Genomic DNA, 24,838 nt, shown 5'->3' with positions numbered 1-24,838 from the left:
CAACTTAAAGCAGATTAAGCATTAGCTTCTTTAGCTTTAGACATGGTCAATGCCAAGTCTTCAATCATGTCTTCCTGACCACCTACAGTACCACGGCGACCCAGTTCCATCAGGATTTCACGCGCAGATACTCCATATTTCGCTTCTGCACGTTTAGCAAACAACAGGAATGAAGAGTAAACGCCCGCATAACCTAAAGTCGCTGCGTCACGGTCAGCACGAATCTGATGGGTCATCATTGGAATGATCAGATCTTCTGCAACGTCTTGAACCTTAAACAAGTCTACACCGGTTTCAATTTGCATACGGTTAGCAACCGCAACAAACAGTTCAAGTGGTGTATTACCTGCACCTGCACCTAAACCAGCAGAAGCCAAGTCAACACGCGTTGCACCAGCAGTCACAGCAGATACAGAGTTTGCAACACCCATACCCAGGTTATGGTGACCATGGAAACCGATTTCGATGTCTGAACCCAGGTTGGCACGTAAAATACCTACGCGGTCAGTCACGTCTTGAGGAAGCATGTAACCTGCAGAATCCGTTACATAGATACAGTTTGCACCGTAAGACACCATTTTTTGTGCTTCTTCCAACAGTTTTTCTGGAGAAGCCATGTGTGCCATCATCAAGAAGCCCACAGTGTCCATACCGAGTTTACGTGCAGCAGTAATGTGCTGTTCAGAAACGTCAGCTTCAGTTGAATGCGTTGCCACACGAATGGTAGAAACACCAACATCATGCGCCATTTGCAAGTGATCAACCGTACCAATACCCGGCAGTAAAAGTGCAGATACTTTTGCCTGTTTCAGGTTTGGAATCACTGCCTTCAAATATTCTTCATCGGTTGCCGCTGCAAAACCGTAGTTCACAGAGTTACCGCCCAAGCCGTCACCGTGTGTAACTTCAATTAAAGGGACACCTGCATCATCCAGAGCAGTTGCAATCGCAACCATTTGCTCAGGTGTAGTTTGATGGCGCATAGGATGCATGCCATCACGTAAAGTCATATCATTAATAATAATCTTAGACATGAAGATGCTCCTTATGCTTCAACTGCGTTTAAAACACGTTCTGCAAACATTTCTGCGGTACGCGCAGCTGCTGCAGTCATAATGTCGAGGTTACCGGCATATTTAGGCAGGTAATCGCCCAGGCCTTCAACTTCCAGGAAGATGGATACACGGTTACCATCAAATACTGGACCGTTTACCAGTTTGTAACCTGGCACGTATTTTTGAACTTCCTTGATCATCGCATGCACAGATTCTGTGATTGCCGCCTGATCTGGTTCGCCTTCAACCAGACAGTGAACCGTATCACGCATCATCAGTGGTGGCTCTGCCGGGTTAATAATGATGATCGCTTTACCCGCTTTAGCACCACCAACTTTTTCAATCGCACCGGCTGTAGTACGAGTGAATTCGTCGATGTTTTTACGTGTACCTGGACCTACAGATTTAGTCGATACAGTAGCAATGATTTCACCATATTCAACTGCTTGAACACGTGAAATTGCTGCAACCATAGGAATCGTTGCCTGACCACCACAAGTTACCATGTTTACGTTTGGTACTTCGCCCGCGTCTAACAAAGCTTCCAGGTTTACTGGTGGTACACAGAATGGACCGATCGCAGCAGGCGTCAAGTCAATCATCAACACGCCAAGTTCATTCAACTTGCGGCTGTTTTCAGCGTGAACGTAGGCAGAAGTTGCATCGAATGCAATTTTGATGTCGTCTTCCAGAACGTGAGGAAGTAAACCGTCTACACCGTCAGCAGTGGTTTTTAAACCCATTTTCGCAGCACGTGCCAAACCTTCAGAAGTTGGGTCAATACCCACCATCCATACTGGCTCTAGAAATTCACTGCGTTGTAATTTATATAGCAAGTCAGTACCAATGTTGCCTGGACCGATCAATGCACATTTAATCTTCTTCATGAACAATTTCTCTTAAAAAACGCTCTTAAAATCTGGACTTATTCAGCAGCGAATGCAGCAGTTACAGAACCAAAACCTTCAATTTCAACCACGAATTCATCACCCGGGTTAGCGACAACCATAGGACCTAATGCACCTGTCAGGATGATGTCGCCTGCAAGTAAAGGACGACCACGACGTACCATTTCATCCGCCAGCCAAACCGCAGCGTTTAACGGGTTAGCCAGACATGCTTTACCAACGCCTTGAGACACGACTTCTTCACCGCGTTTCATGGTCATTTTGCAATTTACAAGATCAAGATTTTCAAGTTTCACAGGACGTGAACCCAAAACATAAGCCGCAGAAGAAGCGTTATCTGCAACCGTATCAATCAATGAAATTTTCCAGTTTTCAATCCGGCTATCGACTACTTCTACAGCAGGCAGTGCATATTCAGTCGCACTGATAATGTCTGCATAAGTGTGTTTTTCTTGGGTTAAATCTTTGTTGATGATTAACGCGATTTCTGCTTCAACTTTGGGTTGAATCAATAGACCCGCTGGAATCGCTTCGCCATCACCATAAGCCATGTCAGCAAACAACATACCGAAGTCCGGTTGGTCTACACCCAGCTGCGCTTGCACAACTTTAGAGGTCAAACCAATTTTACGGCCAACCAAACGACGACCTTCAGATAATGCGCGCTCTGTATTTACTTCCTGAACGGCGTATGCGATATCCACGTCAGCACTTTCGCCACCAAGTTGCGGGCGAACAGGGGCAATCGCAGTTTTTGATAATTCAGCGTTACGTAATGCTTGCGCAACTGATTCAACAACAGCAGAATTCGACATCAATGTTTCCTTAAACTGCAAAAATTGGACTTATACCGTTATCGATGGAAATGCGATGAACAACAAGAAGAAATCTGTGAACTGATCAAAGCCATCAGCAAAGGGCTGCTGCCCATCTTGGCAAACGCGTATATGTATAAACAGTTTTAGAATCGGAAAATTGCGCTTTTTATGCCAATACTTATTTTATTTATGACAATAGCTAATTCCTATAAATTAACTTGGTTTTATTTAAAAAAAACAGCCATATGAACCAAATATAAAAACTGTTTTCCCATATGAACTTAATGTCAGATTGTCAGATTCATGAAATAACCATCGATCTACGACTAAAAGACTAGATTGAATGCTTATTTTGAGTACAAAAACCCTATTTCAGCAGACCTAAAAATGTTATTTATATTTTTTAAAATCAACAAACTACAGCTACTTTATGAACCATAAAACCATTTTCAGTACAATTTTACTGAGCATCCTTTCCTGCTCAACTTTCGCACAGAATTATCAGCAGTCACTAAAAGGCAAATACCTTGTTTTAGCGGATGCTGAATGCGCAGGCTTAAAATTTAATGCCCAGGCGACTGCTGCAGCATGGCAAAATGAAATGGACTGCAGCCACGGCTACTATAATAAAGATGCCTGGCGTATTACCTGGATTGCACCAGAAATTTTTGTCATGACTGAAGTGATTCGTCCCAATGAAATTTCACCGCCCCGTAACTATATTTATAAAATCATGAGTATTCAGAATAAAACGGTCACTGTTACCGATTACTGGACTGGCTGGGGAAATCACAAACCGGAACTACAAAAATTTAGAATGAAATAAAGATGAAACTTGTTGCATCACTACCGAGACCCTCTTTATTTCTTCCATCGGGGTAAATAAAAGACCCTTATGAAAGAAGTTCAAAAAAAGGTGACTTTACATCACCCTTTTTAGTCTTCAGCTTGGATCAAACCGCCTGTTTCAAATTCACATGGTTTAATAAAAGCTGATGCAAATCTGCGACCTCATCTGCAATGGCCAGCGGATGATAGCGGGCAAGGACTTCCGGAGTATGTACCCCATAACTTACCCCTATACGCGGCATGGCAATATTTTGTGCCATTTCCAGATCATAGGAAGTATCACCAACCATGATCGCATGTTCAGCCTGGACACCAGTTTGGGTCAGAATTTCTTCCAGCATTAAAGGATGTGGCTTAGATCGGGTTTCACTGGCCGCACGTGTCGCCGCGAACAGCTCCATGCTTTGTGTCTGCTTCAAAACACGATCCAGACCTTTACGGCTTTTGCCTGTAGCGACTGCGAGTTTCACCCCCGCTTGAGCCAATGCTTCTAACATGTCGGCAACACCAGCGAACCATTGATCACCAGTTGAGTTGGCAACATAGTGCTCTGAATAGGACTGTAAAATATCGGCATGTAACTTAGGCACAGCCGGAAATAAACGCTGTGCGACTTCCGGTAAACCTAGCCCGATAATACTTTTGGCATCTTCAGCGGTTAAAGGTTGCTGGAATTGTTGTGCCGCGAACTGCAAACTCGCCACGATTTGACCGACCGAATCAAATAAAGTGCCATCCCAATCGAAAATGACCAGTTTTACAGGTGTGTTCATAAATGTTTTCCTAGTATTTGATTCAGTATTTAATTGTTCACCTCTCCCTAGCCCTCTCCTACAAGGAGAGGGAAACCCTTTTGCTTAGTCATTCATTTTTTACTAAATCAAAATACTGACTACACAAAGTCTGAGTTAATGACAGAATATTTTAGGTGATGTCCCCTCTCCTGAACGAGTTTAAAGCACTGCTTTAAACGACGTGCAAGAAAGGAGACTTGCGCAGCAATGCTGCTCAGGGAGAGGATTAAAACTTACTAGTCGTCAAAAGTAACGACCGGTTTATCTTTTTTCTGCGCTCTTAACTGCGCCACCAAACTCTGCATATCTTCAGGCAAAGGTGCTTCAATGATCGGATAACCCGGAATTTCCAGACGCATGGCATGTAAACATAAACGGCGCGGCTTTGGCCCCTTATATTCAGTCTCATGACCGTATTTATCATCGCCAATTAAAGGATGACCAATACTTAAACCATGTACACGAATCTGATGAGTACGGCCTGATAGCGGTGAAGCATAGACCAATGTGCCATGCATGAAACGCTCTGCTACCTTCCACTGGGTTTTACTGTCCTTGCCTTCTTTAGAAACACGGACCCGACGTTCGCCATTGGCTAGCTCATAACGATGCAAAGGCTGATCAATGAGTTGCTGATCCAGACTCACCTGTCCTTTCACAATCGCGGCATAGGTTTTTTTGATTTTGTGTTCACGCAATAAATCTTGCAGCGTTTTTAAGGTACTGCGTTTTTTACTGATCATTACCAGACCAGACGTGTCGCGGTCAATACGGTGAATCAGCTCCAGATATTTCTTACCAGTGGCTGCACGCAGACCTTCAATCAGCCCATAGGCCACACCGCTACCACCATGCACAGCAATGCCTGAAGGCTTATTGATCACCATCAGCCCTTCATCTTCATAGACCACACGGCTAAGCAGGCTTTGTGCCACCTTGTCCGATACCGGTGCCGCCGTTTCATCTTTAGGTTCAAAACGAATCGGTGCGACGCGGATCTGGTCGCCAATATTCAGTTTGGTTTCCGCCTTAACGCGCTTTTTATTGACCCGAACCTGTCCTTCACGGATTAAACGATAAATCCGACTTTTTGGCACACCTTTGAGTCTGGAAAATAAAAAATTGTCGATGCGTTGACCCAATTGATGCTCGTCCACTTCAAACCAGGTGACACTTTGCCATTCTTGCGTAGAATTCATACAGTTACGATGACCCAAAAAATACTAAAATTGATTAAAAACTGATCACTTGGGCTATGCTTTACACAAGAAAGATAAGCTTAGCCCATAGGCAGATGATGCAAGGTTTGATATAGTCAGCGCACGGATACCACCGTTAGTGTGAAAAAATTTAATCACTTCAATCTTTTTTGAAGCTCAATATTAAATTTCACCATTCACATTAAATACGGAAAGGTCCCTAAAGAATATGCCGACGCCGAAGGCTTATTATATCGGCAAAAAAGCAAACTGTTGCGTTTAATTGTACTTCGTACATAAATCAGTTTGCCCTAAAAAATATGTCGCCAACCTAGTTGGTTTTTAAACGTAAACTGATACACATCAGATTAGTCGCACCCTGAAGTCGCATTCAGGCTACAACGTTGATGCATTGGATCTGCACATAAAGCAAAGATACGATGATAATTCCGTATCAAGACGCCCGATCATGAATTAATGAAGGGACGATCTTCAAGCTACGTGACAGTGAAAGTTACTCACATCTAATGCACCGTTTGTCCGCCAGTGAATCGTTCAGGTGACTTTAATCGTTTATAAGATTGAAGCCGTATTGCCATCTTCAATACGTGAATCAAAAAACCGCAGCCCAAAAAAAGGCCGGTAAAAAAGCTCAGACCACAATTGCGTCATTTTGAGATCTGGGTGTTGATCCGTAATGTGTGATGTTCGCTACGTGTATAGCGATGTCCTGCTGTGTATCACTATTAGGTGTTACACCCATGAAACGTATGTTGATTAATGCAACACATGCCGAAGAGATTCGCGTTGCACTTGTCACTGGTCAGCGTCTTTACGATTTCGATCTAGAAAATCGTACCCGTGAACAAAAAAAATCCAATATCTATAAAGGTCACGTCACTCGCGTTGAACCTTCTTTAGAAGCTGTTTTTGTAGAGTATGGTGCAGGCCGTCAAGGCTTCCTGTCCATGCGTGAAATCGCAAACTCGTATTACAAGGCAGATCCTCGCCAAACTTCAAATATCCGCGAATTGATCACTGAAGGTACCGAACTTTTAGTACAGGTGGAAAAAGAAGAACGTGGTAATAAAGGTGCTGCCCTTTCTACCTTCATTTCGCTTGCTGGCCGTTATTTGGTGCTTATGCCAAACAACCCGAAAGGTGGCGGTATCAGCCGTCAAATTTCCGGTTCAGTGCGTGAAGAACTGAAAGAAATGTTGGCCTCACTGAATATTCCGCGTGGCATGAGCGTGATTGTGCGTACCGCAGGTATTGGCCGCTCGCAAGAAGAATTGCAACTTGATTTACAGCACTTGATGGATCTTTGGGCACAAATCCAAAACACCGCAAGTTCTGGCCCATCACCCATGCTGGTCCATCAAGAAGCCGGTGTGGTAACACGCGCAATTCGTGACTACTTACGTGATGATGTTGCAGAAATCCTGATTGACTCAGAACAAGCCTACAATGAAGCTTATAACTTCGTGAAAGCAGTAATGCCACGTCAAATCGACAAACTCAAAACCTATACTTTAAATGAGCCTTTATTTGCCCATTTCGGTATTGAAAGCCAGATTCAGACCGCTTATGAACGTGAAGTAAAACTTCCTTCTGGCGGTTCAATCGTGATTGACCAGACCGAAGCTTTGGTGTCGATCGATATTAACTCGGCTAAATCGACCCGTGGTCACGACGTTGAAGACACTGCTTTAAACACCAACTTAGAAGCAGCAGAAGAAATTGCGCGTCAACTGCGTTTACGCGATATCGGTGGCTTGGTGGTGATCGATTTCATCGACATGACCAAAGACCGCAACCAGCGCATGGTGGAAGCGAAACTGCGTGAAGCCACCCAAAGCGACCGTGCCCGCATCCAGTTCGGTCAATTGTCACGTTTTGGCTTAATGGAAATGAGCCGTCAACGCTTGCGTCCATCGCTGGAAGAAGCAACCGGTTACGTTTGCCCACGCTGTCATGGTACAGGCATGGTACGTGACTTACGCTCTTTATCATTGTCGATTATGCGTAAAGTGGAAGAAATTGCACTACGTGAACGCCACGGTGAAGTTCAAGTTGAAGTTCCAGTTGAAATTGCCGCATTCTTATTGAATGAAAAGCGTCACAGCCTGGTTTACTTAGAACAAACATCGAATGTCCGTGTAACCGTATTGCCTCACCCGCATCTGGAAACACCACATTACGAAATTTCCTATAATCCTGAAGGTTTTGCCCCAACCAGCTATGAACGTACCGAAGCAACCCGTTCAAGTGAAAAAGAGTTGGGTTATGAAGCATCTGAATGGCATTTAGGTGAAGAGCAACAAGTCCAGCAAGCTGCTCAACAAGCTTCAAGCCAGCCAGAGCGCAACAACAAGAAAAAACAGCAGCAACCTGCTATTCAGCAACAAACTCAAGCCGCTGCCCCTGCTGCACCGTCTACAAGTCCATGTGCCTGGTTAGAAAACCTGTTTGTACAAAAACAGGCAACCACTGTAGATCAAGCACGCACTGCTAACAACGCTGCTGCTGCCATCGAGCAAATGGTCAATGCGGGTGCCGTGAGCCGCGGTCAATTCGGTCAGATGGCAACAGCTGTCGAGACCGTACCTGTTGCGGCAACGAGCAGCAATGCTTACTTAACGCCAAATGTTCCTGCCAGTAACAAACAGGAACAGCGTGAAGTTGCAGATAAATATTCTGACAAGGAAGAAAAATCGCAACGTCACAATAAAAAGCGTAACAAGCCTAAAGAGCAACGTGAACAAGTTCAGTACGACAATCAGCAAAATCAAGTGCATGAAGAAATTGTTCAGGTTTCCCGTCATGAGCAACGTCAAGAACAACGTCCGGAACAGCGCCAGGATTCACGTGAAAACAAGCGCCCTTCTCGTCGTCAACACGCTGAACAACATGCTGACCAGCAAACCGAGCAAAATGCTGTACCACGCCGTGACCGTCGTAACCAGCAACGTCCAGAACGCCCAAATCGCCACCGCGATCAGAGCGTATTAAACGAACAGTCAGTGCAACAAACCGCAGCTGCTGTAGTCGTAAATGAACGGGAACCTAAAGTCGAAGTGATTGATACACCTCGTCAGGAAGTTCTGCCAACTGCATTGCTGGTCAATGTTGATGAGGCAAAAACCGAAATTGTTGCATTAAACTCAGCACCTGCTGTAGTTGAAGCACCAATTACTCAGGCTGCTCCTGTAACGGTTGAAGCACAAGTGCCGGTCATCGAGAAACCAGTGGTCGCGCAGGAAGAAAAACCTGCTGCAGCTGAAACTCATGAACCACACAAGCCACGTCCTGCAGAAAAACGTGCCAGCAACGATCCGCGTATGCGTCGTCGCCAAAAACGTGAAGCTCAGGCAAGACAGGCTCAGGCACCGAAGCTAAGCCCTTCTCAGGTTCCAACTTTGGGTCAATACACCGTGATCAGTCTCATTCGCCATGTCTATGGTGAAGATTGTTCAGTACTGATTGAACAATTTGGTTTAATTCCAACGTTCAACCGTGCCCTGGTGAAATTTACCGAGCAATATGCTGCAACAATCGCGACTCAGGCAACTGAAGCACCAGCACACCCGGTAACACGCGATGTAGCAGTCACCAAAGCCGCACCTGAAGCAGAACCTGCACCAGTGTTGGACTTGACACCACCAAAACCGGTGTCTGACAAACGTGTAGCAAATGATCCACGTGAACGTCGCCGTCTGGCAAAACAGGCTGCTGAACAAGCTTTAGAGCAAGCAAAGCAGGCGCATAGTCAACCTGAAACTGCTCCAACTGAAGCAATGCCGACAGAAACTGTTGCTGTAACAGAAGCAGAAACAGCGCCAGCCGAAGTGGCCGAGCCTGTTGTGACTGAAGTAGTTGCTGAACCTACTGCAGAAACTGTTGTTGCTGCTGAAACGGTAATTGCTACAGAGGAAACCGTACAGGCTGCTGAACCCGTACAGGCTGAATTGGCGGTAGAAGCTACTCAGGACGCACAAACTCAGGTCGAGCCAACCGCAGAAGCTGAAAAAACCGAAGGGGAAGATGGAGATAAACCTGTCCGTCCTCGTCGTCCTCGCGGTCGTCCACCAAAGAAAGCAACACCTGTAAATGAGTCGTAATTTGTTTTAAATTAGCTCTAGTGCAGTGAAATAAAAAAACCTAGTCATTCCGGTGACTAGGTTTTTTTTGATACTTTTGTCAGATTAGGTTGATTGCACTAGATTGAAACGATTAAAAGACAAGTGTACAAATCACAGCAAGCGTATTGCGAACAAATAGACTGTATTGGATTATGAAAAAATAAATAGGATTCATATGAACCACACTACACCGAGCGATCTTATTGGTATTGCGGATGTTGCAGCAAAAATACCTAAATTCATCAGCAAAGTCCCTCATTTATTGAGTGGTCTCAAACAAGCCTATTTGCGCACATCCAATACTCCAGCAGGCTTGGGTATTGCCTTTGAAAAAGCGGTAAAACATAATCCGCACGGCATGGCTTTATTATTTGAAGATCAGAAATTCAGTTATCAGGAACTGAATGAATGGGCCAACCAAATTGGACACTTCTATTTATCACTCGGTGCACAAAAAGGCGATGTGATTGCGGTGATGGTAGAAAACCGTCCGGAACTGATTGCTACAGTTATCGCCCTGGCAAAAATTGGCGTCACCTCTGCTTTGGTCAACACTTCACAAAGCGGTAAAGCACTGACCCACAGTATCAATCTGGTCAAGCCGATTGCCGTAATTGCCGGTGAAGAATGCCGTGCAGCTGTAGAAGACGTTCGTCAGGATCTAGAACTGGCAACAGACCGTTTTCACTGGTTTGCCGATCAAGCTACACAGGTGGATGCCGGCAAAGCACCTCAGGGCTGGACCAACCTGGCGGAAAAAGCCGACCAATTTCCAAAATTTAATACTTCGACCACGCACACCATTCAAGGTAAAGATGGCTTATTTTACATCTATACCTCAGGCACAACCGGCCTGCCTAAAGCGGTCATTTTCACCCATAGCCGCTGGACTTTGGCTTATGGCACCTATGGTCACGTGCTGGATTTAAAACATGATGACGTCATGTACTGCACCCTGCCGCTGTATCATGCCACCGGTATTGTGGTGTGCTGGTGTGGCGTGATTGCAAGCAGTGCAACATTTGCATTACGCCGCAAATACTCAACCTCTGCCTTCTGGAAAGATGTCAAAAAATTTGATGCCTCAGCCATTGGATATGTCGGTGAACTCTGCCGCTATTTAATGGATGCTCCCCCGTCTGAACTGGAAAAAGGCCACCGTGTCACCAAAATGATCGGTAATGGCATGCGTCCGAATATCTGGGATAAATTCAAGGAACGCTTCGGCATTGAAGAGGTACTGGAGCTGTATGCATCCAGTGAAGGTAATGTAGGCTTTAGTAACGTGTTTAACTTTGACAACACGGTCGGCTTCTCTCCAACACCTTATGCGATTATTGAATTTGATAAGGAAAGTAATCAGCCGGTGAGAGATGCCAAAGGCTGGTGTAAAAAAGTGAAAAAAGGTGAAGTCGGCTTACTGGTGGGCAAAATTACCCGCCGTTCACCTTTTGACGGCTATACCGATCCGGAAAAAAATAAATCCGTCATTATGAAAGATGTATTTAAACATGGAGATGCTTTCTTTAATACCGGTGATCTAGTACGCGATATCGGTTTCCGTCATGCCCAGTTTGTAGATCGCCTCGGGGATACTTTCCGCTGGAAAGGCGAAAATGTGTCTACCACTGAAGTTGAAAATGTAGTCAGTGAATATGAAAAAATTGCTGAGGCAGTGGTTTACGGGGTAGAAATTCCCCATACCAATGGTCGTGCCGGCATGGCAGCCGTTACCTTGAATGAGGGTGCAGAATTAACTGCCCAAGACTTAAAGCAAATGGCAAGCGAGTTCAAAAAATGTTTGCCGGCTTATGCTGTTCCGGTATTTTTACGTGTTCAGTCTCAAGTAGAAACGACTGGCACATTTAAATATCAAAAAAATACCCTCAAAGAACAGGCTTTCGACCCCAACAAGACCGATGAGCGTTTACTGGTCCTGCTGCCAAATGCGATAGAATATTGTGATTTAACTGCGGAAATCTTCAGCAATATTCAAGCCTATCAATACCGTTTCTAATTGCAGAACCGCTATTTTTTTATAAGATTAGGCAAATTTGTTGTATTTATAATCAAACATCAACAAGTTTGCTAATTTTTACTTGCGCTCGTTTGATAACTTGCTACAATACGCTCCATCAAAACGAAGTGGTGTTGAGAAAACTCTTTATTTTCTTGCACTGCACATTCGGACAAGTTCTGAATGTTGGTTCAGGGTCGTTAGCTCAGCTGGTAGAGCAGCGGACTTTTAATCCGTTGGTCCCGCGTTCGAATCGCGGACGACCCACCACTTATTTTGATTGATCTAGAGATGGGTCGTTAGCTCAGCTGGTAGAGCAGCGGACTTTTAATCCGTTGGTCCCGCGTTCGAATCGCGGACGACCCACCATCTTCTTAAAGGCTTCTGACATGAAGCTTTTTTAGCTTTTAAAGCACCTTTTCTGAATGGGTCGTTAGCTCAGCTGGTAGAGCAGCGGACTTTTAATCCGTTGGTCCCGCGTTCGAATCGCGGACGACCCACCATCTTCTTAAAGGCTTCTGACATGAAGCTTTTTTAGCTTTTAAAGCACCTTTTCTGAATGGGTCGTTAGCTCAGCTGGTAGAGCAGCGGACTTTTAATCCGTTGGTCCCGCGTTCGAATCGCGGACGACCCACCATTCTTTCTTAGGGCTTCTTTCTGTACTACAATAGAAACGAAACCTGCAATATTCCGACCAAGACAAACCACACCGTTTCGGTTGATTCGCCATTCTCGAAATTTTGCTGTACCGATGTTGCAAAATACGGTGTTTTAATGCGCCTTTAAAAATCATAGATTTTTTCTTGCACTCGGGTGAACCCTAAAAGCGATGCTTTAAGTTCACTAATCCTTGCTCAGGGTTGTTAGCTCAGTTGGTAGAGCAGTAGACTCTTAATCTATTGGTCGAGGGTTCGAGCCCCTCACAACCCACCAGATTTTTTATTATTCATCTTATATCTACACGCCCATATAATAAAAAGTGCTCCACATTTGCAGCATTTCTCCCCTTTTGAATTGCAAGTCTGATTAAATGAAAACAACATCCAATTTTTCTTTAACTGACTTTCTCTTTAACCAAACGATATGCCTGTTGTGGAAAGGGATTGCCTTCGGCAAAATATTGCTCGTTTAAGACAGAAGCATGCGCAATCTTGTCCAAATCCATGACCAGATTTTGATCTTTATCAATATCATAGAAAAATTCCACCCCATTTGAGCGATGCAAAATCACCTGATGATTTTGCCTATCATAAGACCAGCGATCTTGCCGGTGATACAGATTTGAAGCGAAGCTGATTTGCCCCGAATGGATCAGGGTGCGATGGGCAATTCCATCCTCCTGTAAATTAATAATATAATCTGCTGTACCATCTTTACATCTGACAAAAGGATCATCACAACTGATCGTGGCTTGATAACGGCCAATATAAGGCTCGGCACAGTCTGGAATGGCTTTTTTGATTCTAGATTCTGCCTGTTCCACCGGAACAGTCGCCCGCCCTGCAACATCAGTCAGGCTTCTAGCCTGCTCATCGCTATTCGTTGGAGTTTCTTTTTTTATTTGTTGCGCGACAGAGTCTTCTAAAGGCTTATTGCAACCCACCAAAGCTGCACAAATCACCCCCAAGAAAAAACCACAATAATTCGCTTTTCGAAACACCGCTCTCCCTCCTGAGAGTTAAATTTTGTTTGGCTTTCCATAGCCATATTTGCCGATGTACACAATAAAGACTAAAGCACGGATCATCATTTTACCCTCACACATATGGGAATATTTTGTTGATTTTTATTCATATAAATCAACTTATTCAACAAAACATATCTTAAATGACGACCTCGCAATTAAGCCCTTAGCTTTACATAAATTAACTATTTTTTATGGCATGCCCCTTTAAAAAGAAGGGTTCATCTCCATTTTTTTATTATAAGCATGTTGTTTTAACTGCTTTGTTATTTTTATTAAGGAGACCTAGATGGCCAATGTTGGTTTATATCGTTCTAAGCGTCAGAACATGATTGCAGGTGTAATGGGCGGTATTGCTGAACGTTTTGGTTGGAATGTGACTTTACTGCGCATTATTTTCGTTCTGGTTTCTGTCATGAGCGCAGCATTTCCGGGAATCCTGGTGTATTTAATTTTGTGGCTGGTGATTCCTAAACAGCCCAATACCATGTTTGGTCAGACATCAGCCTATAACAACCCGATCCGCACGGTAAATCCGGATCAAAATAGCTAACATCCCGTTGAACTCCATGAGTTGAGTTCGTTTTATGCTACGACTTTTCCCCCAATCAGTCGTAGCTTTTTTTTTGCTTCATTTCTGCTTTATGCCGCTACATTCAACTGCTGGTTCAATGCCGCAATTATATCGGCACGGCTAATAATGCCGACCATTTTCTGTTTTTCCACCACTGGAATATAGTTAAATGAACGCTCAACAAAGTAAGGCACCAGGTCCTGAATCGGTTGCTCCGGCTTTACGGTGACCACTTGGCGAACCATAATATCCTTGACCTGACGCTGCCATGTGGTTCTTAAATCGGTTGCGCGCTTAAACCATTCCACCACTTCATATAAAGCCAGCGTACCGACCAGTTGCTGCTGGGCATTGATCACAGGCAGACTCATCAAATTCATATGTTTGAATTTATCCAGTGCAGAATGGATATCATCATTTGCATTCAGGCTAATCACGTCTTTGGTCATGATGTCCTGACACTTGAACTGGCTCACACCCCGGGCATTGGCTTTCTCCTGAGCGGCCAAAATAATTTTTTGCAGGTCATATTCACTAATATCCAGCAGCTCGGTCTGCTGATCCAATGTGGCCTGAATATCTTGCGGTTGAATGGTGACTTTTTGCGTGGGCGTTGGGTCTTTGGAACGCTGGTTGATTTGTGCTACTTGTGGATACTGTTTTCCTAAAAGACGGTTAAAGATAATCGCTACAAACATCAACAGGACCGAATTTAATAAAACCGGATAAAAAATAAAGTAATATCCCAGCTCATGGACCGCTTCGCCACCTAAAACGGCAGTAATCGCCACCGCCCCACTCGGGGGATGTAAGGAATCCGTGGTCATCATCAGAAAAATAGACAATGCCACCGCCACACTAAAGGCTTCAGTCAGGTTTGGAATATAGGCCGCACAAGTCACCCCAATAACTCCTGCAATGATATTGCCAACCACCATATTCCACGGCTGTGCCAAAGGACTGGCAGGCACGGCAAACAGTAATACTGAAGATGCACCCATCGGCGCGATATACCATGCATTGATATCTCCCAACACCCACCAACTTATGAAAGATGAAAGTGTCAGTCCAAGTAATGCACCCAAACCGCATAGCAGGCGATCTTTCAAAGGAAGAATCTTGAAATTGGGTTTTAGGGTATTTAGCCATTCGAGTCGGGAATGAAACACAGCACGCCTTTTATTGTTTTGGGGAAGAAGTTGCAAATTATAGAATGCTAACGATTAAAGATGTATTTATTTTATATCTTATATTTATCAATAAATCTGTGAATCATTTTTAAACAGCTGATTTCTTGTCCTGAAACCTTTGCCACACCTTTGCAAAATCCTTATACTTAGAGCCAATTTTTCTCTAATTTTAATGGATGCTACATGAGTCGCGCCATATCGCATATTGATACATTTCAAGGCTTAATTCTTGCCTTACAAAACTACTGGGCTGAACAAGGTTGTGTAGTGTTACAACCTTACGATATGGAAATGGGTGCAGGGACATTCCACACTGCAACTTTCCTTCGTGCGTTAGGACCAGAAACATGGAACGCGGCTTACGTACAACCTTCACGCCGTCCGAAAGATGGCCGTTATGGTGAAAACCCGAACCGTTTACAACATTATTATCAGTTCCAGGTGGTGCTTAAGCCCAACCCGGACAATATCCAGCAGCTTTATCTCGATTCGTTAAAAGCCATTGGTATTGATACCCTGACCCACGACATCCGTTTTGTGGAAGATAACTGGGAATCACCAACTCTCGGTGCTTGGGGCTTGGGCTGGGAAGTTTGGCTGAACGGTATGGAAGTGACCCAGTTCACTTACTTCCAGCAAGTCGGTGGTGTTGAATGTTACCCGGTGACAGGCGAAATCACTTACGGTCTGGAACGTCTGGCGATGTACCTGCAAGGTGTAGACTCGGTTTACGATCTGGTCTGGACCAAAGGCCAGTTCGGTACGGTAACTTACGGTGATGTATTCCATCAAAATGAAGTGGAACAATCCACTTACAACTTTGAATATGCACCAGTCGACAAAATGTTCGAGCTGTTCGACTTCTACGAAGCTGAAGCAACGCGCTTAATGGAAGCTGAACTGCCATTGCCTGCATATGAACAGGTGATTAAAGCATCACACAGCTTTAATCTGCTGGATGCTCGCGGTGCGATTTCGGTGACTGAACGTCAGCGTTATATTTTACGTGTCCGTACATTGGCGCGTGCCATTGCGCAAAGTTACGTGGCAGCACGTGCGAAACTGGGTTTCCCAATGGCAGAACCACATTTACGTGACGAAGTATTGGCGCAGTTAAAAGCACAAGTTGAAGCAGAAGCAGCTCAAGCAGAAAAAGCAGCGGAGAACAAATAATGTCTAAACATACTGTTTTATTTGAACTTGGCTGTGAAGAACTCCCACCAAAAAGCTTAAAAAAATTACGTGATGCCCTTCAGGCCGAAACCGAAAAAGGCTTAAAAGATGCTGGTCTGGCTTTCGACTCAATTGAAGCTTATGCAGCACCACGCCGCCTGGCATTGAAAATTGTCAATGTAGAAGGCGCACAAGCAGATACACAAAAACGTTTTGACGGCCCTGCTAAACAAGCAGCGTTTGATGCTGAAGGCAAACCAACCAAAGCACTTGAAGGCTTTATGCGTGGTCAAGGCATTACGGTTGATCAAGTATCGACTTTCCAGGCCGGTAAAGTTGAAAAAGTGTGCTATTTAAAAGACGTGAAAGGTCAAAGCCTTGACGTTTTACTGCCACAAATTTTACAAACTGCTTTAGACAACCTACCAATTGCTAAACGCATGCGTTCTGCGGCTAGCCGTACCGAATTCGTACGTCCAGTTAAATGGGTAGTGTTACTTAAAGACAACGACGTGATTGATGCAACTATTCAGGATCACAAAGCAGGCAACGTGACTTATGGTCACCGTTTCCATGCGCCTGAAGCCATTAGCTTAGCCAATGCAGATGAATATCTACCTAAATTAAAAGCAGCGCACGTTGTAGCGTCGTTTGAAGAACGCCAAGCCATCATTGATCAGCAAGTCAAAGCATTGGCTGATGAAGTGAATGCTATTGCCATTGTTCCAGCTGACCTTCGTGATGAAGTGACTGCATTGGTTGAATGGCCTGTTGCGTTACGTGCAAGCTTCGAAGAACGTTTCCTTGCTGTTCCGCAAGAAGCATTAATCACGACGATGCAGGACAACCAGAAGTACTTCTGTTTGGTAAATGCTGACAACAAACTGCAACCTTACTTCATTACTGTGTCAAACATTGAGTCGAAAGATCCGACACAAATTATTGAAGGTAACGAGAAAGTGGTTCGTCCACGTTTGTCAGATGCTGAGTTCTTCTTCCTGCAAGATCAAAAGCAACCGCTGGCATCGCGTAAAGAAAAACTGGCCAACATGGTGTTCCAAGCTGAATTGGGTACACTTTGGGATAAATCGACTCGTATTGCAAAATTGGCTGTAGCGTTAGCGCCGATCACAGGTGCGAACCCTGCTGACGCTGAAAAAGCCGCCCTGCTTGCGAAATGTGACTTAACTTCTGAGCTTGTTGGGGAATTCCCGGAACTTCAAGGGATTGCGGGTACTTACTACGCACGTCTTGAAGGTGAAAATGCTGAAGTTGCTGAATCTTTGGGTGAGCAATACTTGCCTAAATTCGCAGGTGACGTGTTACCGAAAACCAAGACTGGTACAACCATTGCCCTTGCCGACCGTTTGGATACCTTGACCGGTATTTTCGGTATTGGTCAAGCGCCTACAGGTTCTAAAGACCCGTTTGCACTGCGTCGTTCTGCAATTGGTATCTTACGTCTTGTGACTGAAAATGAGCTGGATGTGTCGATTGAAGACCTAATCAAACTTGCTTTAGCTTCATATGGCGATGTATTGAAAGACCATGACAAGACTTTGGCAGATGCTGTTGCATTCCTGGAAGGTCGTTACCGTGCGAAATACGAAGACCAGGGCGTGGCTGTTGATGTGATTCAAGCTGTTCAAGCATTGTCGCCAAAATCTCCACTTGATTTTGACAAACGCGTAACTGCGGTAAATCACTTCCGTGCATTGCCTGAAGCGGCTGCGCTTGCTGCTGCCAACAAGCGTGTTGCCAACATTTTGGCTAAAGAAGCAACACCTGAGGGTGCTGTGGTTGAAGCGAATCTGGTTGAAGATGCTGAGAAAGCATTATTCGCTGAACTTGCGAAAATCACGCCTGTGGTTGAGCCGTTATTTGCTGCCAAGGACTACACTGCTGCATTGTCAGCTTTAGCTGCGCTTCGTGCACCAGTGGATGCATTTTTTGATGGCGTAATGGTGATGGCTGATGATGCTGACCTGAAAGCTAACCGTTTACGTATGCTCGCTCAGCTTCGTGGTTTATTTACTGCGGTTGCGGATATTTCGGTGCTTCAGCACTAAGCTATAATTGGTTGTAAATCATAAAAAACCCCGCTATAAATGAGTGGGGTTTTTTATGATTTTTTAGAATGCAAAATATTGAAGAAATTAGAGAGAGAATTTATTCCTTACTTGGAAAACATCTTATTCGTTTTCAAACAATAGAAATGAGGCTAAAAACCCTCATGAAGATAAATAAAACTATTATTTCTAAGCCCAATAATTCACCTCTGGTTATAGAACCATCTGTTCAAAATCAAACTTTAGGTGGCTTAAGTACAAAAGCCTTAAATTCATTATTTCTCGTGAATCCCCTAGAAGAAGATACAATCATTACTGAACCTAACAATACTCTTCGTCTAGATATGAAAATATCTTTTAATTTATGCGAACATAACCATCAAAGACTAAACAGTCAATTTCAAGAATTTGTTACTGATCGAAATTTTATAGCACATCACTTTCAAGAAAAATATAATTTATCTAATCTCGATGAATCTAAAGAAGCTGTCGATTTTCTATTAAATCTGGAGAAAAAACATAAACCTTTTTTAGATCAATTTGAGCAATATTGTTTGAATGCTCAAAAAAGCTTAGAGACTCAAATTGATTTTTTAAAATCTGATTTGTTCAAAGCACGTTTCATCTTTCCTTCAGATGAGATTTACAAAGAGATTGAAAAATTAATCATTAACAATAAAAAAAATGACGGTTGGATTTCACTTACAACAGTAGGCGTATCAATTAACAAAAAATTTCCTAATGCTAATAAGAAAATCAAAACAGAGTATGGCTTCAAAAATCTTAATGACTTATTACTGAATAGTGGATTGTTTTTACTTAAGATTGAGCCGACCTCAAAAGGTGAAAAAATGTTAATCCAAATAAATTATGATGAAGCTATATTCGAAGTAATTGAAAACTAGTTTTTATAGCCAATTTTCATCCGATTCCCTATACTCAAACTAACAACACTCAACAAGAAAGAATCATATGAAATTTAAAATGCTTATTTTGACTGGTCTTGCGGGTATTGCTGTTACGGCGTGTACAACTGCGCCTAAAATCCCACAACTTGAAACCGGCGTATTACAAGAAGTTCAGAATCTGGAAGTCTATCCAGACACAGTGGATAACAAAGCCAAACTGACTAAATTTATTGATAAATGCGTGATTGAATTTACCGGCAACCTCAAAGCAGGAAAATCCATAGAACACTGGTCATTTAAAGGCAATACCCTAATTTCGGGTGGTGCAACCACCTTTGCCCAAGATGGCTCAAGCACCGCCAATAATTTTGACCTGCATAGCCCAGAAGTACAAAAAAACTTCCTTGCCCTGCGCCATCATTTCCATAAAGATGCCTTAGCCCAATGTAACTAACTCTCCCCATCAGAATCACTGAATCTATTGGGACTTGGTGATTCTTTCTTTTTATACAGTCAAAGCGATAGAGAAACTAAACTTCCAAGTGTATGGCTTAAAGCAGCACGATTCTTATAAAAGAATAAAAATCAAAAACGTATATAATTTAGTTTGTAAATCATTTTCACATATCGAGGCAGATTGTTATTCGGTGTTGCAAAAACGTGTGAATTTAATCTCTGATTCCGAACTCCCGCATTAAACTGGTTATGATGGTGCTCTTATAACTCGGTAAACACTCGAGTTTTATCATGTAAGGATAAATCGGGCTATGAAAACAATCAGAATAATAGTGATGAGCACAGCACTTTTAGCTTGTACTTCCCTTTTTGCTAACCCGGACACCAAAGCAACTTCAGAGCTAAAAGTTAAACACAGTGATCAAAATACTGCTGACATCGTTCATAGCAGTAAAGAAGAGATGAGTAAAACTCGAACTGCAAAGCCAGACTCCCCAGAAAACATCCAGAACTTTGCCGCTAAAAATGCTATCCCAAGTAAAAATAGCAACCATTCACATCCCAGCAATATGGATATTAACGGTCAAACCCATGCGGAACTGAATCCATATTCTGAAAAAGCAGCTTCAGCCGATCCCACTCAGGAAATTGAAAAATAAGGTATCTTTTTAAATGACTGTATAAAAAGCTCATTTTCACGGGCTTTTTTTCTTGGATAAAACAATCGGAAGATTGAGCTTAAATGTAATGAATCTGTATTAATTTCGCCACATTCCACATTTTCCCCATCATTCACTCTTAGAATAAAATCCAATAGAAAATTGAATTAGATTGCAGCCATTACTCGAACAGGAATTATCCTTACAATGAAAATGATGAAAACGGTATTGATTACAAGTGCCATTTTGGCATCCACCTCTGTTTTGGCTCAAACCAGTACTACAGCTCCAGCACACAGCCACCCTGCACCTTATGGGGATAACCCCAATATCTTTAAAGTGCTCGGTCATAAGGCCCAGCAGAAGGTTCAGAACACGGCGGAAAAGGTGGATACAGCGGCGCAAAAAGGTGTGGCCAAAGTCAAACCCAAAGTCGAAAATGCCTGGGAAGAAACCAAGGACTTTGCCACTGAAAAATCAGCCATTGCCAAAGAAAAGTCACAACACGCAGCAGCCACGGTCAATCAAAAAATAACTGAAACTAAGGATCATATTATCGGCAGTCCAAATGATCAGCCTGCACCGATTATTTCGCATCCGCTGAGTGAGTCTTCAACCAGTAATTAATTTGCACCTACATATGACTGGCTGCTCAAGTACAAGCTGTATAGGTAAAACCAACGCCGATTTATAAATCAAGTTGATTATAAGCAATCAGCCTCTGTGTGAGAGACTGATTGAAAAGATAAATTAATTGACCTGTCGAATCGGCTGTCCTGCTTTAAAGGCCAGTACGTTCTGCTGCATCTGCTGCACAATCCGTTGCCGTGCATCGACACTGCCCCATGCACTATGCGGAGTAATGATCAGGTTGGGAATATCATCGGCTAACAGCACATTACCTTGTTTAGGCGGCTCAACCGTGAGCACATCGGTGGCAGCCCCGGCAATTTTGCCCTGACGCAAGGCATCAGCCAACGCAGCTTCATTGACGATTCCACCGCGTGCGCAGTTAATTAAAAATGCGCTTGGTTTCATGGCATCGAAAGCTTGGGCATCAATTAAATCACGGGTATCGTCAGTTAAGGGACAATGCAGACTCAGGAAATCCACTTGCGGCAACAGTTCTGCAAAAGGTACGCGGCTCGCATCAGTTGGACGGTTCGGCAATGATCCGACCAAAACCATCATGCCAAAAGCTTCAGCCAGCTTTGCCACAGCCTGTCCCAATTCACCATAACCGACAATACCCAGCGTTTTGCCAGACAACTCGATAATCGGGAAATCCAGCAGACAGAACTGTGAAGCCTTATTCCACTCGCCTTGCTTTACGGCACGGTCGTATTTGAGTAATGAAGTTGCTAAAGCCAGCATCAAGCTTAAAGTATGCTGTGCCACTGCCGCGGTGCCATAACCCTGACAGTTGCATACCACAATGCCTTGTTTACGTGCCTGAACCAGATCAATATTATTGGTGCCCGTTGCCGAAATTAAAATCAGTTTTAACTGTGGACATTGTTGCAAGGTAGCAGCATCGACCACGACTTTATTACTGATAATGACCTCTGCCTCTTGTACACGTTCGAGCAGCTGTGCCTGGGTCGTCGTTGGAAAAAGTTTCAGCTCATCAAATACAGCTTCAAGCTGACTGAAATCCAGATCATTTTTATCCAGCGATTCATAATCTAAAAATACGGCTTTCATGCTGCTTCCCTTGGCTGAGTTTGATGAATATCTAAAAATTATTGCCCAGACATTAAAAGCCAGTTTTACATTCTTTTTCAACCAAATTTAGAGATGAAAAATACAAAACCCACTATTTAGTGGGTTTGTTGATATGCAGCTGAATCGACTTGTAGATTTCATAAAATACATAAATTGCCAGGGCAAACACCACAAGCATTCCCCCGCCCATAATGATATAAGTCGGATCTAGACTGTCTGCGAAAGCATAGCAAGGTATGAATATAGAGATGAGGGTTAAAAGTACAGCCGGTATAAAATCACGTTTCATCCTGAAGCACCCGTTATTTATTGTTTAATTTTGAGTCATAAGAACTTGCCTTACCGTTCTATCTTAGACCGATTTAAAGATAAAGAAAGTGATCAAAATTAAAACAAATTGGGGTGCATGCTAAACCCTGAATCTATAGGCTATAGCGCAGATAACGGGTCAGGCTGGGTCACAAATTGCGCAGTTTCAGGAGCATCTTCCACAAACTCATGACTACCATATTCGTTATTGCTCAAGTTTAAATGCTTATAACTAAGCAGATAAAAATCACTATATTTTTTAATGACCAAGGGATGCATCCCAGCGGCTAAAGCTTCCTGTTCCCTGAACAGTTTCATCACTTGCCGGTCATTCATGGCCACGATAAAACGTTCGTCATTCATTGAAATGTGTACCAATCCACTGCCCTTGGCAAAGATCGGCATCAGAAATTTATGATTCAGGGCGATGGCACTGGCCGCATAGCTTTCAATCTTCTGGCTAATCACATTAAATACCAGACCATGACCAAAACAGTCCAGTAACTGACTGCGATTTTCCTGCGGCAAATTGACCTGTATGCCCAATTTCAGTAAATCTTGCTGACTGACCTGTTTATTGCGCAGCAATTCCCTGAGTAAATTATTCTTTAACTTGGCATCAAAAAACTGGCTGTCCAGCTGCAAATCATTATTCACCAAAATCGAACCCAAGGCATTGCGGTGTCGGGGCAACAGGTTTTCAATGACTTTACGATAGTAAAACTTGCTGTTCTTTTTCACCTGACGGATTTTGCGATAAAAATAGCTAGCATCAAACTCATGCAATAAAAAGTCATGCAGCAGTTCTGAATTGGCCAGTACCGCAATGGCATCGTGTCCGGTAAAAGGCAGGTTCAGGGTCTGAATTTTTGGCAGCACCTGTTCAAGTTTTAAATAATGCGCACGGTCTTCTGGACAGTAAGGGTCATAGACCACAATATATTCACGTTCCGCTGCAACATCCTGAGGCTGAATGCGCATATAGGCATTCTGTTCAGGATGAAAGAACATGTTATAGCGCGGGTCTTCGACTTCTTCAGGATTGATGGAATACTGCGGCACCAGCGCCACTACGCGCTTTAAATCCAGAAGATTGGAATACTTGATAACCGCATACCCGCCCATGGAACCACCATAGCCAATCCGGGTTTTAAACGGTGCAATCAGTTCCTGAATTTGGGCAAACATCTCGCGCATCGAACTTTCAGGAAACCAGGATTTCTGCTTCGGCATAATGCCAATCACGTTAAAGTTATACTTATGCAGTGATTTTTCCGCATTAATCGACAGTCCTTTGGCGCGGGTAATTAAATCGCCAAAAGAAAAAATCAGTTCATCCGATGAGCCTTTCAGAAAGATTGCACGAATTTGTTCGTCTTCAAAAATAATGTGTTTATCCATTTCCACACCGAAGCAAATCGGCCCTTTATCAGAATCAATGCTACAAATAGACACCTTGCCTATTTACGAAAAGCGAATATGTTATTTTATAGATGCCATGAAGATTAAAAAGCGCAAAATATGACACAATCACTTCATCCTGCTGCTCAAAAAGGCTTCAGTTCTGCCGCTGAACTTTATCAACAAGTTCGTCCGAGTTATCCACAAGACATCGTCAATTGGCTACGTGATCAGCTCCAACTGGGTGAACAGTCGCAGGTGGTTGATCTGGGTGCAGGTACTGGCAAATTCTTACCTTACTTAAAACAGCTGACCTCACACATCATTGCCATTGAGCCAATTCAGGCCATGCTGACACAATTGCAACTCGCCTATCCCGACATTAAAACGCTACAGGCGTCGAGTGAATCTCTGCCTTTAACCGCCCATAGTATAGATGCTGTGGTCTGTGCACAATCCTTTCACTGGTTTGCCAATCTTGAATCGTTAACACAAATTCATCGAGTGCTCAAACCGGCCGGACATCTGGCACTGATCTGGAATCAGCGCGATGTTGAGGTCGACTGGGTCAAAGCACTGGCAGACCGTATTGAGCCATTGGAAGGCAATACGCCACGTTATCATAGCGGTCAATGGAAAAAGGTCTTTGAACAGCAAGCCTTGTTTCAATTACAAAATACCGAAACGTTTCAGCAGCAACATGTCGGCACTGTGGAACAGGTGGTGTCTAAACGCCTGCTCTCTACCAGTTTTATTGCCGCCATGTCAGCACATGAACAGCAGCAGTTAAAAGCTGAATTTGAACAGATCGTTTTAGAGTATACAGGCAAGCATCCTCAAGATGAAATCGCATTCCCCTATGTGACCTATGCCTATGACTTTAAAACACTCGATCAGAAATAAAGGAA

General features: G+C 43.5%; 20 protein-coding genes and 5 tRNA genes. 16 read left to right on the top strand and 9 right to left on the bottom strand.

Annotated features, from left to right (window positions below; translation table 11 throughout):
- Positions 1–14: 14 nt before the first annotated feature.
- From dmpG to mhpD, 3 genes are read right to left on the bottom strand one after another with little or no spacing between them, the layout of a single operon-like run.
- On the bottom strand, positions 15–1,034 hold the full coding sequence (gene dmpG, locus JFY49_RS02070; RefSeq protein ID WP_086195280.1) for a 4-hydroxy-2-oxovalerate aldolase: 1,020 nt from the start codon (positions 1,032–1,034) through the stop codon (positions 15–17).
- Between the two features lie 11 nt (positions 1,035–1,045).
- The gene (locus JFY49_RS02065; protein ID WP_086195279.1) at positions 1,046–1,942 is read right to left on the bottom strand and encodes an acetaldehyde dehydrogenase (acetylating); all 897 of its coding nucleotides are present in this window, start codon (positions 1,940–1,942) and stop codon (positions 1,046–1,048) included.
- 38 nt (positions 1,943–1,980) lie between these two features.
- Entirely contained in the window at positions 1,981–2,778 is a 798-nt protein-coding gene (gene mhpD / locus JFY49_RS02060; protein WP_086195278.1) for a 2-keto-4-pentenoate hydratase, read from the bottom strand.
- A gap of 433 nt (positions 2,779–3,211) precedes the next feature.
- Here mhpD and JFY49_RS02055 point away from each other — a divergent pair, with 433 nt between their 5' ends.
- The gene (locus JFY49_RS02055; RefSeq protein ID WP_086195277.1) at positions 3,212–3,607 is read left to right on the top strand and encodes a hypothetical protein; all 396 of its coding nucleotides are present in this window, start codon (positions 3,212–3,214) and stop codon (positions 3,605–3,607) included.
- 127 nt (positions 3,608–3,734) lie between these two features.
- Here the strand turns inward: JFY49_RS02055 and JFY49_RS02050 are convergent, their stop codons facing one another.
- Both JFY49_RS02050 and JFY49_RS02045 read right to left on the bottom strand, forming a co-directional pair.
- On the bottom strand, positions 3,735–4,403 hold the full coding sequence (locus JFY49_RS02050; RefSeq protein WP_086195276.1) for an HAD-IA family hydrolase: 669 nt from the start codon (positions 4,401–4,403) through the stop codon (positions 3,735–3,737).
- A 257-nt stretch (positions 4,404–4,660) separates the two neighbouring features.
- Entirely contained in the window at positions 4,661–5,623 is a 963-nt protein-coding gene (locus JFY49_RS02045; protein WP_086195275.1) for an RluA family pseudouridine synthase, read from the bottom strand.
- Between the two features lie 761 nt (positions 5,624–6,384).
- Between JFY49_RS02045 and JFY49_RS02040 the strand changes: the two genes are divergently transcribed.
- The 7 genes from JFY49_RS02040 (at position 6,385) to JFY49_RS02010 (ending at position 12,715) form a co-directional block, all read left to right on the top strand.
- Positions 6,385–9,744, top strand: a complete 3,360-nt coding sequence (locus tag JFY49_RS02040) for an Rne/Rng family ribonuclease (RefSeq protein WP_200223538.1) — start codon at positions 6,385–6,387, stop codon at positions 9,742–9,744.
- 196 nt (positions 9,745–9,940) lie between these two features.
- Positions 9,941–11,782 carry a long-chain-acyl-CoA synthetase gene (locus JFY49_RS02035; RefSeq protein ID WP_086195273.1) on the top strand — a complete coding sequence of 614 codons (1,842 nt, stop codon included), beginning with the start codon at positions 9,941–9,943 and terminating at the stop codon, positions 11,780–11,782.
- 194 nt (positions 11,783–11,976) lie between these two features.
- Positions 11,977–12,052 (top strand) — tRNA-Lys (locus JFY49_RS02030).
- A 23-nt stretch (positions 12,053–12,075) separates the two neighbouring features.
- Positions 12,076–12,151: transfer RNA gene (locus JFY49_RS02025), tRNA-Lys, on the top strand.
- Positions 12,152–12,209: 58 nt separating this feature from the next.
- Positions 12,210–12,285: transfer RNA gene (locus JFY49_RS02020), tRNA-Lys, on the top strand.
- A 58-nt stretch (positions 12,286–12,343) separates the two neighbouring features.
- A tRNA-Lys gene (locus JFY49_RS02015) sits at positions 12,344–12,419 on the top strand.
- Positions 12,420–12,639: 220 nt separating this feature from the next.
- A tRNA-Lys gene (locus JFY49_RS02010) sits at positions 12,640–12,715 on the top strand.
- 121 nt (positions 12,716–12,836) lie between these two features.
- Here JFY49_RS02010 and JFY49_RS02005 read toward each other — a convergent pair.
- The gene (locus JFY49_RS02005) at positions 12,837–13,442 is read right to left on the bottom strand and encodes a hypothetical protein (RefSeq protein ID WP_086195272.1); all 606 of its coding nucleotides are present in this window, start codon (positions 13,440–13,442) and stop codon (positions 12,837–12,839) included.
- Between the two features lie 313 nt (positions 13,443–13,755).
- Here JFY49_RS02005 and JFY49_RS02000 point away from each other — a divergent pair, with 313 nt between their 5' ends.
- The gene (locus tag JFY49_RS02000; protein WP_086195271.1) at positions 13,756–14,019 is read left to right on the top strand and encodes a PspC domain-containing protein; all 264 of its coding nucleotides are present in this window, start codon (positions 13,756–13,758) and stop codon (positions 14,017–14,019) included.
- 89 nt (positions 14,020–14,108) lie between these two features.
- Here JFY49_RS02000 and JFY49_RS01995 read toward each other — a convergent pair whose 3' ends face one another.
- Positions 14,109–15,209, bottom strand: coding sequence for an HPP family protein (locus tag JFY49_RS01995; RefSeq protein WP_086195270.1), 1,101 nt, complete (start codon positions 15,207–15,209; stop codon positions 14,109–14,111).
- A gap of 204 nt (positions 15,210–15,413) precedes the next feature.
- Between JFY49_RS01995 and glyQ the strand changes: the two genes are divergently transcribed.
- From glyQ to JFY49_RS01965, 6 genes are all read left to right on the top strand, one after another.
- Entirely contained in the window at positions 15,414–16,403 is a 990-nt protein-coding gene (glyQ, locus tag JFY49_RS01990; protein ID WP_086195269.1) for a glycine--tRNA ligase subunit alpha, read from the top strand.
- A complete protein-coding gene (glyS, locus tag JFY49_RS01985) occupies positions 16,403–18,472 on the top strand; it encodes a glycine--tRNA ligase subunit beta (RefSeq protein ID WP_086195268.1) in 2,070 nt (689 codons plus the stop codon). The genes glyQ and glyS overlap by 1 nt, the downstream gene beginning before the upstream one ends.
- Before the next feature lie 68 nt (positions 18,473–18,540).
- Complete coding sequence (locus tag JFY49_RS01980) at positions 18,541–19,377, top strand: OST-HTH/LOTUS domain-containing protein (RefSeq protein ID WP_086195267.1); 837 nt, start codon at positions 18,541–18,543, stop codon at positions 19,375–19,377.
- Positions 19,378–19,444: 67 nt separating this feature from the next.
- A complete protein-coding gene (locus JFY49_RS01975; protein ID WP_086195266.1) occupies positions 19,445–19,834 on the top strand; it encodes a hypothetical protein in 390 nt (129 codons plus the stop codon).
- 313 nt (positions 19,835–20,147) lie between these two features.
- The gene (locus tag JFY49_RS01970) at positions 20,148–20,495 is read left to right on the top strand and encodes a hypothetical protein (RefSeq protein ID WP_143222648.1); all 348 of its coding nucleotides are present in this window, start codon (positions 20,148–20,150) and stop codon (positions 20,493–20,495) included.
- A 207-nt stretch (positions 20,496–20,702) separates the two neighbouring features.
- Entirely contained in the window at positions 20,703–21,122 is a 420-nt protein-coding gene (locus JFY49_RS01965) for a hypothetical protein (protein WP_086195264.1), read from the top strand.
- Between the two features lie 123 nt (positions 21,123–21,245).
- Here JFY49_RS01965 and JFY49_RS01960 read toward each other — a convergent pair whose 3' ends face one another.
- Together JFY49_RS01960 and JFY49_RS01955 are read right to left on the bottom strand one after the other, a co-directional pair.
- The gene (locus JFY49_RS01960; RefSeq protein ID WP_180043070.1) at positions 21,246–22,199 is read right to left on the bottom strand and encodes a 2-hydroxyacid dehydrogenase; all 954 of its coding nucleotides are present in this window, start codon (positions 22,197–22,199) and stop codon (positions 21,246–21,248) included.
- A 450-nt stretch (positions 22,200–22,649) separates the two neighbouring features.
- On the bottom strand, positions 22,650–23,930 hold the full coding sequence (locus JFY49_RS01955; RefSeq protein WP_086195422.1) for a hypothetical protein: 1,281 nt from the start codon (positions 23,928–23,930) through the stop codon (positions 22,650–22,652).
- A gap of 120 nt (positions 23,931–24,050) precedes the next feature.
- On the opposite strand from JFY49_RS01955, the gene JFY49_RS01950 reads away from it, so the two are divergent.
- Positions 24,051–24,833, top strand: coding sequence for a class I SAM-dependent methyltransferase (locus JFY49_RS01950; protein WP_086195262.1), 783 nt, complete (start codon positions 24,051–24,053; stop codon positions 24,831–24,833).
- Positions 24,834–24,838: the final 5 nt, after the last annotated feature.

Source organism: Acinetobacter sp. CS-2, assembly GCF_016599715.1.
Lineage (GTDB): Bacteria > Pseudomonadota > Gammaproteobacteria > Pseudomonadales > Moraxellaceae > Acinetobacter.
Note: the sequence above shows the minus strand (reverse complement) of the source record. Positions and strands in the feature narration are given on the sequence as shown.

Bases quoted from the DNA above. Each gene is read 5' to 3' on its own strand.
- dmpG (WP_086195280.1), bottom strand. From the start codon at position 1,034: ATGTCTAAGATTATTATTAATGATATGACTTTACGTGATGGCATGCAT.
- JFY49_RS02040 (WP_200223538.1), top strand. From the start codon at position 6,385: ATGAAACGTATGTTGATTAATGCAACACATGCCGAAGAGATTCGCGTT.
- mhpD (WP_086195278.1), bottom strand. From the start codon at position 2,778: ATGTCGAATTCTGCTGTTGTTGAATCAGTTGCGCAAGCATTACGTAAC.
- JFY49_RS01980 (WP_086195267.1), top strand. From the start codon at position 18,541: ATGCAAAATATTGAAGAAATTAGAGAGAGAATTTATTCCTTACTTGGA.
- JFY49_RS02000 (WP_086195271.1), top strand. From the start codon at position 13,756: ATGGCCAATGTTGGTTTATATCGTTCTAAGCGTCAGAACATGATTGCA.
- JFY49_RS01970 (WP_143222648.1), top strand. From the start codon at position 20,148: ATGAAAACAATCAGAATAATAGTGATGAGCACAGCACTTTTAGCTTGT.
- JFY49_RS01975 (WP_086195266.1), top strand. From the start codon at position 19,445: ATGAAATTTAAAATGCTTATTTTGACTGGTCTTGCGGGTATTGCTGTT.
- JFY49_RS01960 (WP_180043070.1), bottom strand. From the start codon at position 22,199: ATGAAAGCCGTATTTTTAGATTATGAATCGCTGGATAAAAATGATCTG.
- JFY49_RS02065 (WP_086195279.1), bottom strand. From the start codon at position 1,942: ATGAAGAAGATTAAATGTGCATTGATCGGTCCAGGCAACATTGGTACT.
- JFY49_RS01965 (WP_086195264.1), top strand. From the start codon at position 20,703: ATGAAAATGATGAAAACGGTATTGATTACAAGTGCCATTTTGGCATCC.
- JFY49_RS01955 (WP_086195422.1), bottom strand. From the start codon at position 23,930: ATGGATAAACACATTATTTTTGAAGACGAACAAATTCGTGCAATCTTT.
- JFY49_RS02055 (WP_086195277.1), top strand. From the start codon at position 3,212: ATGAACCATAAAACCATTTTCAGTACAATTTTACTGAGCATCCTTTCC.
- JFY49_RS02045 (WP_086195275.1), bottom strand. From the start codon at position 5,623: ATGAATTCTACGCAAGAATGGCAAAGTGTCACCTGGTTTGAAGTGGAC.
- glyQ (WP_086195269.1), top strand. From the start codon at position 15,414: ATGAGTCGCGCCATATCGCATATTGATACATTTCAAGGCTTAATTCTT.
- JFY49_RS01950 (WP_086195262.1), top strand. From the start codon at position 24,051: ATGACACAATCACTTCATCCTGCTGCTCAAAAAGGCTTCAGTTCTGCC.
- glyS (WP_086195268.1), top strand. From the start codon at position 16,403: ATGTCTAAACATACTGTTTTATTTGAACTTGGCTGTGAAGAACTCCCA.
- JFY49_RS02035 (WP_086195273.1), top strand. From the start codon at position 9,941: ATGAACCACACTACACCGAGCGATCTTATTGGTATTGCGGATGTTGCA.
- JFY49_RS02050 (WP_086195276.1), bottom strand. From the start codon at position 4,403: ATGAACACACCTGTAAAACTGGTCATTTTCGATTGGGATGGCACTTTA.